This window comes from Streptomyces sp. NPDC056296 (genome assembly GCF_042268605.1).
Taxonomy (GTDB): Bacteria; Actinomycetota; Actinomycetes; order Streptomycetales; family Streptomycetaceae; genus Streptomyces.
Window position 1 is genome coordinate 1 of record NZ_JBHJRX010000019.1, and the last position, 16,087, is coordinate 16,087.

Genomic DNA, 16,087 nt, shown 5'->3' on the forward strand with positions numbered 1-16,087 from the left:
CCGCCCGCACCGTCGACCAGAGGCCGGCGTTCGGCCCGCCCGGCCCCCGACGCGCACGGCCCGGCCGTGGCGTACGACGAGGTACCGCGTGAGCGTGCTGGACGAGCCCTCCACCGCCCGCGACCGGCAGGTCCTCGTCACGCGTCCGCGCTGACGGTCTCCGCCGGGATTCCGCGCTGCCGTCGTCGCGCAGTGCTCTGCCGTACGACGAGATGGGTCGCCAGTTCTATGCGCTGGGCGGCCCTGCCGGGGTCGTCCGGGCGGAAGAGCATGCGGGCCGCCTCCGCGGCCATGTGGCGCAGCGGCTGGTGGACCGTGGTCAGCGGCGGGCTCGACCACTGGGCCGGCGGTACGTCGTCGTAGCCGACCACCGAGAGGTCCTCCGGCACGCTCAGCCCCGTGATCCGGGCCGCCTCCAGGACGCCGAGTGCCTGGAGGTCGCTGCCCGCGAAGACCGCCGTCGGCCGGTGGGGAGCGCCCAGCAGGTCCATGGCGTGCTCGAAGCCGCCCCGCACCTGGAAGTCGCCGAACCGAACGAGACGCGGGTCGACCGTCAGACCCGCCATGGTCATCGCCGAGCGGTACCCGTCGAGACGGGCCAGTGAGCACAGCATGTCCCCGGGCCCGGTGATGACCGCGACGCGTTCGTGTCCGTGGTCGGTGAGATGGCGCGTCGCCGCGAGCCCACCGGCCCAGTTGGCGGAGCCCACGGACGGTACGTCGGGATCGGGGTCGCCGGCCGGGTCGACGATGACGAAGGGGATGTCCCGCGACCTGAGCCGGTGTTTCGTCTCGGCGGGGAGCGACGAGAAGACCAGCACGACACCCAGTGGCCTGCGTCGGAGCACACCCTCGACCCAGCCCGGGTCGGGTGCGTGCCGGGTGCCGCTCCTGGTGAGCACCACGGTCGCCCGGTTGGCCTTGGCGACGTTCTCCACGCCCCGGACCAGTTCCATCGCCCAGACGCTGTCCAACTCGTGGAAGACGAGTTCGACGAGCGGGGAGCGCGGTGGGTTCGAGTTCCGGCGACGGTAGCCGTGGACCTCCAGAAGCCGCTCGACCCTGACCCGGGTGGCGCCGGAGACATCCGAACGACCGTTGACGACCTTCGAAACTGTCGAAAGAGATACCCCCGCTTCTTTCGCCACCTCGGCAAGGGTCACCCTGGCGCCCAACTCAACTTCACCGTGCATACAGGCAGGGTAGGTGATGCGATCGATAACGTTTTGAGTCGGCACCCGCACGGCCATTGACCGGAAATCCCGTCTGACTTTACTGTCCGACAGCATGGACTTTCGGTGATGGTGCCGAAACTTTCGAAAGGCGAACGATGAAGACACGTGCGCGCTTGCCCAGACTGGTCGCCACCGGCGCGACGCTCGCCCTGGCGCTGAGCCTGTCGGCCTGCGGCGACGGGAGCGGCGGGGCCTCGTCGGACGACGGCAAGATCCATGTCCTGGTCTACGGGGACGCCAGCAACAAGGTCGAGCAGCAGATCGTCGACACCTTCAACAAGACGTCCGACGTCAAGGCGGTCCTCGACACCATTCCCGGTGCCGACTACCAGACGAAGCTCCAGACGATCATCAACACCCCCCAGGCTCCGGACGTCTTCTTCAACTGGGGCGGCGGCAGCATCAAGCCGTTCGTCAAGGCCGACCTGCTGCTGCCGCTCGACGACTTCATCAAGAAGGACCCGGACCTGAAGAAGAAGTTCCTGCCGTCCGTCTTCGACAGCGCCGTCGTCGACGGCAAGCCGTACGGCATACCGATGCGCGGCACCCAACCGGTCCTGCTCTTCCACAACAAGAAGGTCCTCCAGGAGGCGGGCGTCCAGCCGCCGAAGACCTGGGACGAGCTGCTCGACGCGGTGGACAAGCTCAAGGACGAGGGCGTCACTCCGATCGCGCTCGGCGGCGGCGACGTCTGGCCCACCCAGATGTGGTTCCAGTACCTCTACGACCGCATAGCCGGTCCGGAGCTGTTCGCGAAGGCCGTCGGGGGCGACAAGAGCGCCTGGGAGAGCGCGGACAGCAAGAAGGCCCTGGACATGATCAAGGAGCTCGTCGACACCGGCGCCTTCGGCAAGAACTACGACTCCGTCAAGTACACCAACGGCGGCTCGGTCCAGCTGGTGGCCTCGGGCAAGGCCGGCTTCGAGCTGATGGGCTCCTGGTACTACTCCCAACAGCTGACGGACCACAAGGAGTTCGCCGAGAAGGAACTCGGCTACACCGCCTTTCCGGCCGTCGCGGGCGGCAAGGGCGACCCCGGCAACGTCGCCGGCAACACCAACAACTACTACTCGGTGATGAAGAAGACCAAGCACCCCGAGGCCGTCGCCGAGTTCCTGAAGCTCATGTACTCCGACGAGTTCGTCAAGGCGCAGCTGGACATCGGCAACCTGCCGACCACGACCAACACCGACAAGTTCATCGACACCTCGGGCACCCCCGAGTACTCGCGCTTCCAGTACGACCTGGTCGCGGACGCCCCGTCGTTCCAGCTGTCCTGGGACCAGGCGTACCCGCAGAAGGCGAGCTCGGACATGCACAAGGCCGTCCAGCAGTTCTTCAACGGACAGCTCGACACGGACGGCTTCATCAAGGCCATGCAGGCCCTCCCGACCGAGTGACGAAGGGCTCATGACCACACAGATCACGAGCGCCCGGCCCGCCGCCGGACCCCGCAAGGAGTCCCGGCGGCGGCCGCCCGCCTCGTCCGCAACGAAGGTAGGCCGCCCCGGCTTCGCCTGGGCGCTGCCCGCCGCAGTGTTCTTCGCCCTCTTCGCGATCGTCCCGCTGATCATGGTGGCGGTGCTGTCCTTCATGAGCTGGGACGGGATCAGCCCGCCCGAGTTCGTCGGCACGGACAACTGGTCGCGCCTCATCGACGACCCGGTCATGCTCAAGAGCATCTGGCTGACCCTGCTGCTGACCGCGCTCGGCGTGGTCCTACAGACCCCGCTGAGCATCCTGCTCGGCGTCTGGGCCGCCGGTCACCAGCGCAACCGCGCCGTGCTGTCGGTCATCTACTTCATCCCGCTGCTGCTGTCCGCGACGGCCGTGTCCGTGCTGTGGCGGGCGCTGCTCGACCCGAACTTCGGCATCCCGGCCGACGCCGCCTGGCTGTTCGGCGACGGCAACCTGTTCGGTGAACAGGCCACCGCCATCGGGGTGCTGGCGTTCGTGAGCACCTGGCAGTTCACCCCGTTCCACACCCTGATCTACCAGGGCGCCGCCCGCGCGATCCCACCGGTGCTGTACCAGGCGGCGGAGATCGACGGGGCGGGCCGCTACCGGCAGTTCTTCCACATCACCCTGCCGCAGCTGCGCACCTCCATGATCACTTCGATGATCCTGATGATCGTCGGCGGTCTGACCACGTTCGAGACGGTCCTCATCCTGACCCAGGGCGGCCCCGGCACCGACACCACCATCAGCGCCTACTACATGTACGACAAGGCGTTCAAGAGCTTCGACTACGGCACCGGCTCCGCGATCGCCCTGGCCCTGGTCGTCGCGGCCACGATCATCTCGCTGATCGTCGTCCGGGTCTCCGGCTACGACAAGATGCGCGGTTCCGCGGAGGGTGTGTCATGAGGCGCCGACCGAACTACCTGGCCGGCGCCGGCTCGCTCGTCTGGCTGCTCCTGGTCGGCCTGCCGCTGTACGTGATGCTCGCCGCGACCCTGCGCACCCGCCAGGACTACGCCGAGAACGGCCCGGTCTCCATCCCGGACAGCTTCACGCTGGACAACTTCACCGGTGCCTTCGACTCGGGCTTCGGCCAGTACTTCCTCAACACGCTGATCGTCACCGCCAGCGTGATCGGCATCGTGCTGCTGCTGGTCCCGCCGCTCGCCTACGCGATCGTCCGCAGCCGGGGCAGGGCCACGTCGGCGATCTTCCGGCTGTTCCTGCTCGGCCTCGCCATCCCGGCCCAGGCCGTGATCGTGCCGATGTTCTACCTGATCAGCGAAGCCGGGCTGTACGACAACCTGCTCGGCGTCATCCTGCCCACGGCCGCGTTCTGTCTGCCGATGTCGGCGCTGATCCTCAGCGGCGCGATGCGGGACATCTCCACGGAGCTGTACGAGGCCATGGCGATGGACGGCGCGAGCCCCCGGCGCATGTTCTTCCAGCTCGTCATGCCGCTGTCCCGCGGCGGAGTGTCCACGATCGTGGTGTTCTCGGCGCTCCAGGCGTGGAACGGCTTCCTGTTCCCGCTCGTCCTGACCCAGTCCGACTCCACCAAGGTGGTCACCCTGGGTCTGTACAACTTCCAGACCGCGCACGGCATCGACATCCCCGGTCTGCTGGGAGCCGTGGTGCTGTCCATGGTGCCCATCCTGCTCGTCTACCTGTTCGCCCGTCGCGCCCTGGTCCAGGGTCTGATGGGCGTCGGAGGAAAGTGATCGCCGACGTGGCCGTTGAGACCACCCCCGAAGTCCCCCTCTGGAACGACCCCGCCCACTCCGTCACCGCCAGGGTGTCCGCGCTCATCGACGCGATGACCCTGGAGGAGAAGATCGCCCAGCTGTACGGCGTGTGGGTCGGCGCGTCCGACGAGGGCGGCGACGTGGCCCCCCATCAGCACGACATGGAGGAGGCCGTCGACCTCGACGCACTCCTGCCCACCGGACTGGGGCAACTGACCCGGCCGTTCGGCACCCTTCCCGTCGACCCGGCACTCGGTGCGCTCTCCCTGTCGCGCACCCAGGCCCGCATCGCCTCCAGGAACCGCTTCGGCATTCCCGCCGTCGCGCACGAGGAGTGCCTGGCCGGCTTCGCCGCCTGGGGCGCGACCGCCTACCCCGTCCCGCTGTCCTGGGGCGCCACCTTCGACCCGGACCTGATCCACCGCATGGCCGCCGCCATCGGCCGCGACATGCGGTCCGTCGGTGTCCACCAGGGCCTCGCGCCCGTCCTGGACGTGGTGCGCGACGCCCGTTGGGGCCGGGTCGAGGAGACCATCGGCGAGGACCCGTACCTCGTGGGCACCATCGGCGCCGCCTATGTACGCGGACTCGAGGGCGCGGGGATCGTCGCCACCCTCAAGCACTTCGTCGGCTACTCGGCCTCCCGCGCCGGACGCAACCTCGCGCCCTCTTCCGTGGGTCCGCGTGAGCGCGCCGACGTCCTGCTGCCACCCTTCGAGATGGCGATCCGCGAGGGCGGCGCACGGTCGGTGATGCACGCCTACACGGACATCGACGGTGTGCCCGCCGCGGCCGACGAGGACCTGCTGACCGGGCTGCTGCGCGACACGTGGGGCTTCGAGGGCACCGTCGTCGCCGACTACTTCGGTATCGCCTTCCTCAAGACGCTGCACGGCATCGCCGCCGACTGGGCCGGCGCCGCCGGCGCCGCGCTGCGGGCGGGCGTCGACGTCGAACTGCCCACCGTCAAGACGTTCGGCGCGCCCCTGGCGGAGGCCGTCACCGCCGGCCGCGTACCGGAGAAGGTGATCGACCGCGCCCTGCGCCGGGTACTCATCCAGAAGGCGATGCTGGGGCTGCTCGACCCGGACTGGAACCCCGTGCCGCCCGCGCTCGACGGCGCCGACCTGGACGACCCGGACGCCCTGCGCGGCAGGATCGACCTGGACGGTCCCGCCAACCGCGAGCTGGCCCGCACGGTCGCCGAGGAAGCGGTCGTGCTGCTGAGCAACGACGGCACCCTGCCGCTGGAGAGGCCGCGCCGCATCGCCCTGGTCGGACCCAACGCCGACGAGGCCACCGCCGTACTGGGCTGCTACTCCTTTCCCCAGCACATCGGCGTGCACCACCCCGAGACCCCGGTCGGCATCGAACTGCCCACCCTGCGCGACACTTTGGCCGCCGAGTTCCCCGAGGCCGAGTTCACGGTCGTACGCGGCACGGGCGTCGACGACGGCGACGCCTTCGGGATCCCCGAGGCCGTCCGGGCGGCCCGGGACGCCGATGTCGTCGTCGCCGTCCTGGGCGACCGCGCCGGTCTCTTCGGCCGCGGCACCAGCGGGGAGGGCTGCGACGCCGAGTCGCTGGCGCTGCCCGGCGCCCAGCAGCAACTCCTCGACGCACTGATCGACACCCGCAAACCCGTCGTGACGGTACTGCTCGCGGGACGCCCTTACGCGCTGGGCCGGGCCGTGGAGGAGTCCGCCGCCATCGTGCAGTCGTTCTTCCCCGGCGCGGAGGGCACCGCCGCCATCGCCGGGGTGCTCAGCGGGCGGACCAGCCCCTCCGGCAGGCTGCCGGTCAGCGTGCCGCGCGGTGCGGGTGCGCAGCCGACCACCTATCTCGGAGCGCGGCTCGCCCAGGCCAGCGAGGTGTCCAACATCGACCCGACGCCCGCCTTCGGGTTCGGGCACGGCCTCACGTACACCACGTTCGCCTGGAGCGACCTCGTGACGTACACCAAGGAGGCGGCCACCGACGGCGAGTTCTCGTTGGCGTTCACCGTCCGCAACACCGGCGAACGGCACGGCACCGAGGTCGTCCAGCTCTACCTGCACGACCCGGTCGCCTCCGTGGTCCAGCCGGTTCAGCGCCTCATCGGCTACACACGGGTGCGGTTGGCCCCCGGCGAGGCCCGCGGGGTGCGCGTCACGGTCCCGGCCGACCTCGCCTCCTTCACCGGCCGCGACGGCCGCCGCCTCGTCGAGCCGGGCGATCTGGAGCTGCGGTTCGCGGCGTCCAGCACCGCCCCGCTCCTGACGGCGACGGTCACCCTCACCGGCCCGGCACGCCATGTCGACCACACGCGGCGACTGCACGCCGTATTCGGTCAGGGAAACACCGCCGACAACTGATCCGCCCGCAGTGCCACGAGCGGTGCACCCGGTGACAGTGCCGGGAGCACCGCTCGCTGCTTTACGTTGGGAATTCGTCTTGCTATTCGGGTGAATGGGCGACGGGAAAGCCGGGTGTGTCGTTCGTTGATGGCGAGAAGCCCGGCGCTGAATAGTAGGCCTCGGAGAGCTTGGCCGACACATTCGGAACCTCAGATTCCGCCCAAACAATCGCGATGTGACGCCGATCACACTGGTAAAGACTTGATCAAGCGGATCTGATGGTTCATATACTGACGGCGCGCCCGGTGCCGCGGATTGACCGCCGCTTCATCGCTCACCCTCCAGGTGTGGCCGCCGCGGGCCCCGCGCAGTTCACGAGGTCTCAGTCAAGGGGGAAGTTCATGCTGGGCAAGGTGGATCAGAACGTCATGACCCCTCCGGCTCGTCGGGCGGCTGACCGACAGGATCGTTGATCCAATCTCCCTGTCCGGCATTCGGAGCATCTCTGAATCGGCCGCGAACCAGCCTCTTCCCTCAATGTTTTGGTACATCGGAATCCGGCGCCCCACCGTCGGACGACCATGAGGTTGATAGGTGAATCGTAGTATTTCCTTAAGAGACCCCCACCTCGAACTAGGAAACGATCACATGAGAATCCTGCAACTCGTCTCCCAGGGCTGCACCATGTCGCAGGTCGCCCGCAGAATGGAGATGAGCGACCGCACGCTGAGACGCAAATTACGGTCTATATGTGACCGTGTGGACGTGGAAACACCGATAGAAGCAGTGGTGTGGGCCGTGCGCCGAAGAATAATCTGAGCAAGGACGCCGGAAAGGGCGGAGAAGGCGGCGGGTGACGGTTCGCGGAGGAGACCGTCACCCGTCGCCGCCCGCCGCACCGCCGCCGGTCGTCCTGTACGGCGACCGGTGCGCCCTCGCCGGCGATGGCCGATGCCGGTCACTTCGTTGTCCGGCGGCGTCGCCCCACGATACAAAGCGTCTGTGGCAGGCGAAAAGATCACATACCCGCAGGGCCGGCCTTCCGCGTCGGCTGTCGACAGTCCCGTGGGTGCATCGGTCGAACAACTTCTGGGACAGCTCCGGTTGGGTTCACTGAGTGCCTCGGAGGTCTATTCCTATCCCGGTCGGAACGAGAACTGGTCCGGCATCACGGACACCGGCGATTCGGTATTCGTGAAACGGCTCAAAGGGAGCCCCGAGGAATCCCTGAAGCGTTACCGGAGGATCGTGGCGTTCGAGCGCCTCGCGAACGGCGGCGTCCGGCCCTTCCCCCGCCCCGAATTCCTCGGGGGAGACGAGGAGCGGCGGCTGCTGGTGTTCCGGATGCTGGACGACATCAGGTCCGGCAGCGAGCTCGCCGCGGAGAAGGAGTTCACCGAGTCCATGTCGGCGCAGGCCGGCCGGACACTGGCCGCTCTGCACCGACTCCCTTTCCGGGACGAGGACTTCCCCGCACCGGATCCCCATCCGTTCCCGCCGGTCGACGACCTGCGATCACTGCCGCTGGAGATGTACGTCCACGCCACCGGCGCCTTCGTCCAGGCATGGGGGCTGTTGCAGCGCGACTCCGCGCTGCTCGAGCGACTGGAGCGGCTGCGGGCGACCGAGGCGGAAGTCGCCCGCGTCCCCGTCCACGGCGACCTGCGGCTGGATCAGTTCCTGCTCACGGACAGCGAGTTCTACGTCAACGACTGGGAGGAGTTCCGGCTCGGTGACCCGGCGCGCGACGTCGGGGCGTACGTCGGCGAATGGCTGCATCGTGCGGTGCTGAGGATCCCCGCGCAGGAGACGGACGACGCGTTCTCGGCCGTCCTCACCCATGAGGAGGTCGTGGCGCGCGGCAGCGAGGAGCTGGCCCAAGTGCTGCCGCTGGTCTCCGCGTTCCACCGCGGCTACCGCGAGGGCGGCGGCCCCGACGACGACGGGCTCGTGGTGCGTGCCACGTCCTACGCCGGATGGCATCTGATCGACCGGCTGATCGCCTCGACCAGGGAGAACGGCCGACTGTCGGCCATCGTCCGGGCGGCGGCGGGCATCGGCAGGACCGCGCTACTCGACCCGCGGAGCTTCGTCTCCACGGTCGGACTCGGGGAGGCTTCATGACCACGCGCACCGAAGAGACCGTGCTCGCGTCCGGGCTGCGCCTCGCGCTGGCGGACGTGCGGATCGCGCCGGACGGCAGAACGGCCTGGGTACGGGACGACGAGGTGACCGCCGAGTCCGCGTCGGCGATGCGCTTCGCGCTCGCCCGCACCCTCTACGAGGTGCTGCACACCGGGCGCGGCGTCAAGGACCGCGAGGCGCCCGGAACGCTGCGCGCGCCGGACTACGAGGCCCGGCTGGCGAAGGCCACCCCGCACCCGGAGACGGTCGCCGCGGGGCTCCTCACCGAGCGTCGGTCGGCCGCCGGCCGGCGGGTCGTGGAGATCGACGGCCTGCGCGTGGGCGTCCCGGACTCGGTGACGCTCCGGGAGACCGGGCGTACGGCGGGCGATGCCGGGCGCCCGGTGGTGCTGCTGAACCTCCCGGCGGCCCGCCCGCTCGTCTCGCCCGGCTTCTTCCTCGTGGACAGCGGTACGGGCCGCACCAGCGGCGGCGGCGACCTGCTGCGGCTCTATCTGCGGGTCGCGGACGCCGACGCGGCGCCCGAGCTGTGGCACGGTGTACTGAGCGCCCTGGAGAGCCGCTCCGTGACGTATCGCGCGAAGATCATCTCCAATCCGTCGAGCCTGCCGCGCAACGACGGCATGGTCGTCTATCTGGGCTCCGGTTCCTGGGACGCGGTCGACGCGGTGACCGAAAGTGCCCTGGCCATCGGCCTGCCGGAGGGGCCCGCACCCGCGTTCGCCCACGTCGTCGCGCCCGGCGTGACGGCTGCGTGGGAGCCGAAGGACGACCGTACGGGCATGCGCGGACTGAGTTTCGGCGAACACCGGGCGCACGTCGTCGCGCGGGCGTTCGTGGCAGCGGCGCAGCAGCACCGCGAGCGTCCGACGGCCGCCGAGCTGGCGGCGGCGTGCGTCGCGGCGAACGTCGACCCCACCGACCCCGCCCGGAACCTCGACTCGGGCCTCTGGCCCTGGCACACGGCCCTCCGGTCCACGTCCACGCCGGCCGGTGACCCGGCCACCCCCGTCCCTGCCGACCCCGTTCCTGCCGGCCCCGCCCCGGTCACCCCCGTCCCGGCCCCCGGCGACGCGTCACCGGCCGCGCAGGGTGCCGCGACCTGAACCGTCGGCCGTGCGAACGACGGTGGCCCGACCCGACCGCACACTGCAGGAAGGCCCTCACCATGGCCAGAGAACCAAGCCCGGACGGCACCGACGAACTGCGGGTCTTCACACAGCTCCTGAAAGGCCGCAAGGCCACCGTCGCCGCCGCGGTGGTGCTGAGTCTCCTGTCCGCCGCCGCCACCCTCGTCCTCCCGCTCCAGGTCCGCGACCTGGTGATGACGCTCGCGGAGGACGAACGCCCCGTCGGCCCGCTGCTCATGATGGCGGGCCTCGCGGTGGGCGCGGGGCTGGCGTCGGCGCTCTCCTCCTACCTGCTCGCCCGTGCCGGTGAGGGCCTGGTCTCCGAGGCCCGGTTCCGCATCGTCTCGCACATCCTGACCCTGCCGCTGCGCAGGGTGCGCCGCGAAGGGGCCGGCAACCTGGTCGCCCGCGCCAACTCCGACAGCACGCAGCTGCGTTCCGTGGTGGACGTCGGAGTGGCGCAGATACCGTCCTCCCTCTTCCTGGCCGTGGGCACCCTGATCGCCATGGGCGTGCTGGACTGGGTCCTGCTGCTCGTCGTGCTCGCCACCTTCACGCTCGCCGGTGCCGGCATCTTCCTGTGCGTACGGTCGATCCGCGGCGGTGTGGAACGCCAGCAGAACGCCATCGGGACCATGTCGCAGCAGATGACGGCGGCCGTACTGTCCCTGCCCACCGTCAAGGCGTTCCGCGCCGAACGCCAGGTGGCGTCCACGCTGGGCCACAGCGTCGAGGACGCGCGCAGGGCCGCCGTATCGGTCGCGCGGATGACCGCCCTGGTCGGACCCACCATGCAGTTCGGCCAGCAGCTCTCGATCATCGCGGTGATGGTCACCAGCGGTGCCCGGCTCGCCTCCGGGGACCTGGGCATCGGCGAGTTCGCCGCCTTCATCGTCTATCTGCTGCAGCTCGTCGCGCCGTTGACCATGCTCGTCTCGGGTGTGGCCCGGATGCAGAGCGGCCTGGCCGCGCGCGGACGGCTCAACAGCGTGCTCACCGTCGCCCCCGAGAGCTCCGGGGCCACCTCCCCGGTCGAGCCGTCACCGACGGCGCCCGCGGTGGAGTTCGACGCGGTCACCTACACGGACGGCGGGCGCACCATCATCCACGAGGCGGCCTTCGCGGCCCCCGCACGGGGGCTCACCGCCATCGTCGGGCCGTCCGGGGCGGGCAAGACGACGCTGCTCGCACTCACCGAGCGCTTCCTCCTGCCGGAGTCGGGCCGTATCTCCGTCTGCGGGCGCCCGGTCGAGCAGTGGCCCCTGCACCAACTGCGCGGCGAGATCAGTTACGTCGACCAGAGCTTCACCCTGGTGGAGGGCACGGTGCGGCAGAACCTCCAGCTCGGGCGGGACGACGAGAAGGTCCCGGACGCGGAGCTGTGGCGAGCGCTTGAGGCGCTGGCCCTGCGCGGCGCCGTGGAGGCGCTGCCGGACGGCCTGGACACCGAGCTGGGCCGCGACGAGGACCTGTCGGGAGGCCAGCGGCAGCGGCTCGCGGCCGCCCGCGTCCTGCTGCGGGACACGCGCATCGTCATCTTCGACGAACCGACCTCCCAGCTCGACAGCGAGAACGAGGAGAGGCTGCGGGCGCTGATGCGCACGCTCGCGGCCGAGCGTGCCGTGATCGTGGTGGCGCACCGCATCTCCACGGTGCAGGACGCCGATCTGATCGTGGTCGTGGACGAGGGCCGCATCGTCGACCGGGGTACGCACGAGGAACTGCTGACGCGCTCCCCCCTCTACCAGGAGCTGGTGCACGGACAGTCGCTGCGCGGCCCGGCGCGGCGGGCGGCCGGCACCGGCCCCGCTGATTCCGCCGCCACCCCGTCCGTCGGGCAGGTCGCGTCCGCACCGGTGGCCGGGGCGATGGCCCGGTGACCGGCGCGGCGAACGCCGTCGAGCCGGTGGGGGCGCGCCGCCTGCTGGTGATCGGGACGGGCTCGGTGACCGCCGCCCATCTCCCCTTCTGGGCGAGTTGGCTGAAGGCCGGCCACCCCGGTACGGAGGTCCGGTACGTACTGACCGGCGCGGCCACCAGGTTCGTCACCCGGGAGGCGCTGACCGCCATCGGCGGCTGCGACGTACTGACCGACCGGTGGCCCGAGGAGCCGGAGCCCAGGGCCCGGCACGTCGACCTCGCCCAGTGGCCCGACGCGGTCGTGGTGCTGCCGGCGACGCTGAACTACCTGGCCAGGCTGGCCACCGGACTGGGTGACTCGCCCTCCGTCCTCGCACTCCAGTGCACGCGGGCCGCGATCGCGCTGGCACCCGCGCTGCCACCCGGTGGCGCGGAGAGCGTGGCGTACGCGGAACACACCGCCCGGCTCCGCGCGCGCCGCAACGTGGTCGTCGTACCACCGCATCCCGGCCGCAGTACGACCAGCGGGAAGCGCGAGGCGTGGGCGCCCGCGTCCTTCCCCGAAGTGCTGGCCGCGGCCGACGGGCTGCGGGCGGAACTGGAGGCACCCGACCTCGGCGGCCACGCCGGGCCCGAGGGCCACGCCGGGCCCGAGCAGGAACACGCACCCGTCTGACACCTCACGGAGGCAACCATGACCACGGAAACACCCCGGCAGACCCGGCAGCGGCCGAGGTCCGACAACAGCAGCGCCAGCAGCGACAGCAGCGCCTACGGGGAGTCGCTGGCGGACATCTACGACTCGCTCTACCCCGCGTCGGGACCCGCCGTCGACTCCATGGTCGCCTTCCTCCAGGAGCTGCGCCCCGCCCCCGCCTCGCTGCTCGAACTGGGCGTCGGCACCGGCCGCCTGGCGATCCCGCTGGCCGCACACGGCTACCGGGTGCACGGCGTGGACGCGTCCCCCGCGATGCTGGCGAAACTCCATGAGAACGACCCGACGGGCGAAGTCACCACCGCGGTGGGCGACTTCGCCGCGCTGGCCGTCGAGGAGCGGTACGACCTCGTCCTCACCGCGCTCAACACCTTCTTCATGCTGCCCACCCAGGAGCAGCAGATCAGCTGCCTGCGCGGCATCCACGACGCGCTCGCGGACGGCGGGGCGGCGGTCTTCGAGACGTACAACCCGCAGGTCTACCACCGGCTCACCGAGGCGACGACCAGGGTCGGGCACCTGGCTCCGGACGCGCTGCTGCTGGACACGATCCAGGTGAACCAGTCGCTCCAGTCCGTACTGGTCGTCCACACGGTCATGGGCTCCGGTCGGCTGCGGAAGGTGCCGGAGGTCAGCCGGTACGCCTGGCCCGCCGAGTTCGACGTGATGGCCCGGCTCGCCGGCCTGCGAGTGACCGGCCGCTGGGCCGACTGGGACCGCGGTCCCGTCACGGATCAGTCGGAGAAGCACGTCTATGTGGTGGAGCGCCAAAGCGTCTGACCAACTTGACGGACTGTTGTGTTAACGCAATACTCCAGTCAGTTAACGCATTGCATCGGGAGGTGTGTGACATGGCCGTGCCGGCGCTGGAGGTCGATGGCGTGCGGAAGAGTTACGGCAGACGCCGGGCCGTGGACGACATGACCTTCGACATCCGCGCCGGTGAGTTGTTCGGCTTCGTGGGAAGCAACGGGGCCGGCAAGACCACCACGATGCGGATCGTCCTCGGAGTCCTCACGCCCGACGCGGGCGAGGTCCGGTGGCTCGGCCGTCCGGTCGGCTTCGCCGACCGCAGGCGGTTCGGCTACATGCCCGAGGAGCGCGGACTCTATCCGCGGATGAAAGTCGCCGAACAGCTGCGATATCTGGGCGAGTTGCACGGCCTGTCGCCGGCCGCCGCGCGGACTGCCGCGAGCCGGTGGATCGAGCGGCTGGAGCTCTCCCCGTACGCCTCGGAGGAGGTCCAGAACCTCAGCCTCGGCAACCAGCAGCGAGTCCAGCTGGCCGCGGCGCTGGTCCACGGACCGAAGGCGCTGGTGCTCGACGAACCGTTCTCCGGCCTCGATCCGGTGGCGGTGGACGTCATGCGCGACGTGCTCGCGGAGCGGGCGGCCGACGGGGTGCCCGTCATGTTCTCCAGCCATCAGCTGTCGCTCGTCGAGCGCGTCTGCGACCGGGTGGGCATCGTCGGCGGCGGCCGGCTCATCGCCTGCGGGACGGTCCGGGAGCTGAGCGAGAACGCCGACCGCCGACTGCTGGTCGACGCCCCGCAGGCGGGCGAGGACTGGGCGGAGGGGCTGGCGGGCGTGGAGGTCGTGAGCCGCGAGGGCACCCGTACGTGGCTCCGCCTGGCGAAGGGCGCGGACGACCAGCGGGTGCTGCACGCCGCGCTGGCCACCGGGCCGGTCTCCGCCTTCGTGTCCGAGCATCCGCCGCTGACCGAGCTGTACCGCGACCTGGTCACCAGAACCGGCGAGCCCGAGGAGGACGCCGGAGTGACGGCCGGCGCGGGCCCGAAGACGACCGTCGGACGAACGCCGGACAACCGGGCCGGAGGCGGGGAGCGATGAGCACGGTGGCACGAGCGCCGGGCGGAGCGGGCGGCCAGGACGCGCCGGGCGGCCAGGACGCACCGGACGGAGAGCGGGCCGGCGCTCCGGACCGGGACACCGAGGGCCCGCGGCCCGGCCCCGGCGCGCTGTCGGCCCGCCGAGCGGTCGGCCTGGTCGCACGGCGGGAGATCAGCAGCAGGATGCGGACGAAGTCCTTCGTCCTGAGCACCCTGGGCCTGTTGCTCGGACTCGGCGTCTACGCCCTGATCATCATCGTCTCCGAGGACGGCCCGGCCAGGGTCGGCGTCGAGCGGGAGGCCTCGGCACTGCGCCCGGCGCTCGCCGCGATGGCCGAGAAGACGGGCGACTTCGAGTTCGTCACCGTCGACGGCGACCGCACCGACCGGATCCTGCGCGACGGGGAACTCTCCGCCGTGATCGGCAGCGCCGACGGGCAGCTCACGCTCTCCGTGGAGCACGAGGCGGACGAGGAACTGCTCGCCGTGGTGCGGGCCGCGGCCGCCGAGGAGCGCACCTCCAGGGAACTGGAACGCGCGGGCGTGGACCCCGCCGAGTTCAGGGAACGCGTGGCATCGTCCACCGTGCGGGTCGCCGCGCTGGAGCCCTCGGAGAACAGCGCCGCCGAGCAGTTCGCGCTGATCCTCGCCTCCACCGGCCTGCTGTACTTCTTCTTCGTCTTCTACGGGATCGTGCTCGCACAGGGCGTGGTGGAGGAGAAGACCAGCCGCGTCGTGGAGTTGCTCCTGTCCACCATCCGCCCCTGGCAACTCCTCGCCGGGAAACTGATCGGCGTGGCCGTGGCCGGCCTGACCCAGCTCGTGCTGCTCGGCGGCGCGGCGGTGGCGCTCGCCCAGGGGACCGGGGCCGTCACCCTGCCGTCCGCCGTGGGCGGGACGCTGGTGACGCTGGGCGTCTGGTTCCTCCTCGGCTTCTTCCTCTTCGCCGCCATGCTGGCCGCGGCGGCCGCGCGGGTCTCACGGCAGGAGGACCTCCAGGGCGTGGTCCAACCGGTGATGCTGCTCATCACCACACCGTTCGTGCTGGGCATAGCCCTGCTGAGCAAGGACGCCCACGACCCGCTGATCGAGTGGCTGTCGCTCGTGCCGCCGCTCAGCCCGATCCTGATGCCGGCCCGCATCCTGCTCGGCATCGCTCCCGTCTGGCAGATCGCCCTCTCCCTGGTGCTGGCGGTCGCCGCTCTGGCCGGGATGACCCGGATCGCCGGACGGATGTACGCCAACAGCGTGCTGCGCAGCGGCTCCAGGGTCCCGCTCGCCGAGGCGCTGCGGCTGCGTTAGGAAGCCGCCCCCCGTCAACCGTCCCCCTTCATCCGTCCCCCTCCGCCCGCTCCCCTCCGCCCGCTCCCCTCCGCCCGCCCCCATCCCTGTCCGGAACACAACTCACCACCACCTGGCCCGCCGGGCCGCCCGACCAACGAGGAGTCCCTCATGAGCACCGCCCTCTGGATCGCCATCGGCATCGCCCTTCTGGTCGCCGTGATCGCGGGGATCAGGAAGAGCCGGGGCTGACCCGCCCGATCCGCTCACGACGCGAAAGGGGCTGTGCCGCCGAGTTCGAACCACTCGGCGGCACAGCCCCTTCGAGCC

At 70.5% G+C, this 16,087-nt stretch carries 12 protein-coding genes; 11 read left to right on the plus strand and 1 reads right to left on the minus strand.

All coding sequences use genetic code 11. The features are described 5' to 3' along the window. Positions 1 to 137 precede the first annotated feature (137 nt). Positions 138 to 1,193 carry a LacI family DNA-binding transcriptional regulator gene (locus ACFCZF_RS15990; RefSeq protein WP_376672154.1) on the minus strand — a complete coding sequence of 352 codons (1,056 nt, stop codon included), beginning with the start codon at positions 1,191 to 1,193 and terminating at the stop codon, positions 138 to 140. 137 nt (positions 1,194 to 1,330) lie between these two features. Here ACFCZF_RS15990 and ACFCZF_RS15995 point away from each other — a divergent pair, with 137 nt between their 5' ends. From ACFCZF_RS15995 to ACFCZF_RS16045, 11 genes are all read left to right on the plus strand, one after another. Further along, positions 1,331 to 2,635, plus strand: a complete 1,305-nt coding sequence (locus tag ACFCZF_RS15995; RefSeq protein WP_376672155.1) for an ABC transporter substrate-binding protein — start codon at positions 1,331 to 1,333, stop codon at positions 2,633 to 2,635. A 10-nt stretch (positions 2,636 to 2,645) separates the two neighbouring features. Beyond that, complete coding sequence (locus ACFCZF_RS16000; RefSeq protein WP_376672156.1) at positions 2,646 to 3,602, plus strand: carbohydrate ABC transporter permease; 957 nt, start codon at positions 2,646 to 2,648, stop codon at positions 3,600 to 3,602. After that, positions 3,599 to 4,417: a carbohydrate ABC transporter permease gene (locus ACFCZF_RS16005; protein WP_376672157.1), complete on the plus strand. Its 819-nt coding sequence runs from the start codon at positions 3,599 to 3,601 to the stop codon at positions 4,415 to 4,417. The genes ACFCZF_RS16000 and ACFCZF_RS16005 overlap by 4 nt, the downstream gene beginning before the upstream one ends. Continuing rightward, complete coding sequence (locus tag ACFCZF_RS16010) at positions 4,414 to 6,795, plus strand: glycoside hydrolase family 3 N-terminal domain-containing protein (protein ID WP_376672158.1); 2,382 nt, start codon at positions 4,414 to 4,416, stop codon at positions 6,793 to 6,795. The genes ACFCZF_RS16005 and ACFCZF_RS16010 overlap by 4 nt, the downstream gene beginning before the upstream one ends. Positions 6,796 to 7,728: 933 nt before the next feature. Next, positions 7,729 to 8,901 (plus strand): class V lanthionine synthetase subunit LxmK, encoded by a 1,173-nt coding sequence (gene lxmK / locus ACFCZF_RS16015; RefSeq protein WP_376672159.1) that lies wholly within the window; start codon positions 7,729 to 7,731, stop codon positions 8,899 to 8,901. After that, on the plus strand, positions 8,898 to 10,028 hold the full coding sequence (locus ACFCZF_RS16020; RefSeq protein WP_376672160.1) for a T3SS effector HopA1 family protein: 1,131 nt from the start codon (positions 8,898 to 8,900) through the stop codon (positions 10,026 to 10,028). Before lxmK ends, ACFCZF_RS16020 begins: the two co-directional genes overlap by 4 nt. A gap of 62 nt (positions 10,029 to 10,090) precedes the next feature. Beyond that, positions 10,091 to 11,932: an ABC transporter ATP-binding protein gene (locus ACFCZF_RS16025; protein ID WP_376672161.1), complete on the plus strand. Its 1,842-nt coding sequence runs from the start codon at positions 10,091 to 10,093 to the stop codon at positions 11,930 to 11,932. Continuing rightward, positions 11,929 to 12,588, plus strand: a complete 660-nt coding sequence (locus tag ACFCZF_RS16030) for a flavoprotein (protein ID WP_376672162.1) — start codon at positions 11,929 to 11,931, stop codon at positions 12,586 to 12,588. Before ACFCZF_RS16025 ends, ACFCZF_RS16030 begins: the two co-directional genes overlap by 4 nt. Before the next feature lie 18 nt (positions 12,589 to 12,606). Further along, entirely contained in the window at positions 12,607 to 13,407 is an 801-nt protein-coding gene (locus tag ACFCZF_RS16035) for a class I SAM-dependent methyltransferase (protein WP_376672163.1), read from the plus strand. Positions 13,408 to 13,478: 71 nt separating this feature from the next. Then, a complete protein-coding gene (locus tag ACFCZF_RS16040; RefSeq protein WP_376672164.1) occupies positions 13,479 to 14,477 on the plus strand; it encodes an ABC transporter ATP-binding protein in 999 nt (332 codons plus the stop codon). Continuing rightward, positions 14,474 to 15,778, plus strand: a complete 1,305-nt coding sequence (locus ACFCZF_RS16045; RefSeq protein ID WP_376672165.1) for an ABC transporter permease — start codon at positions 14,474 to 14,476, stop codon at positions 15,776 to 15,778. Before ACFCZF_RS16040 ends, ACFCZF_RS16045 begins: the two co-directional genes overlap by 4 nt. Positions 15,779 to 16,087 lie beyond the last annotated feature (309 nt).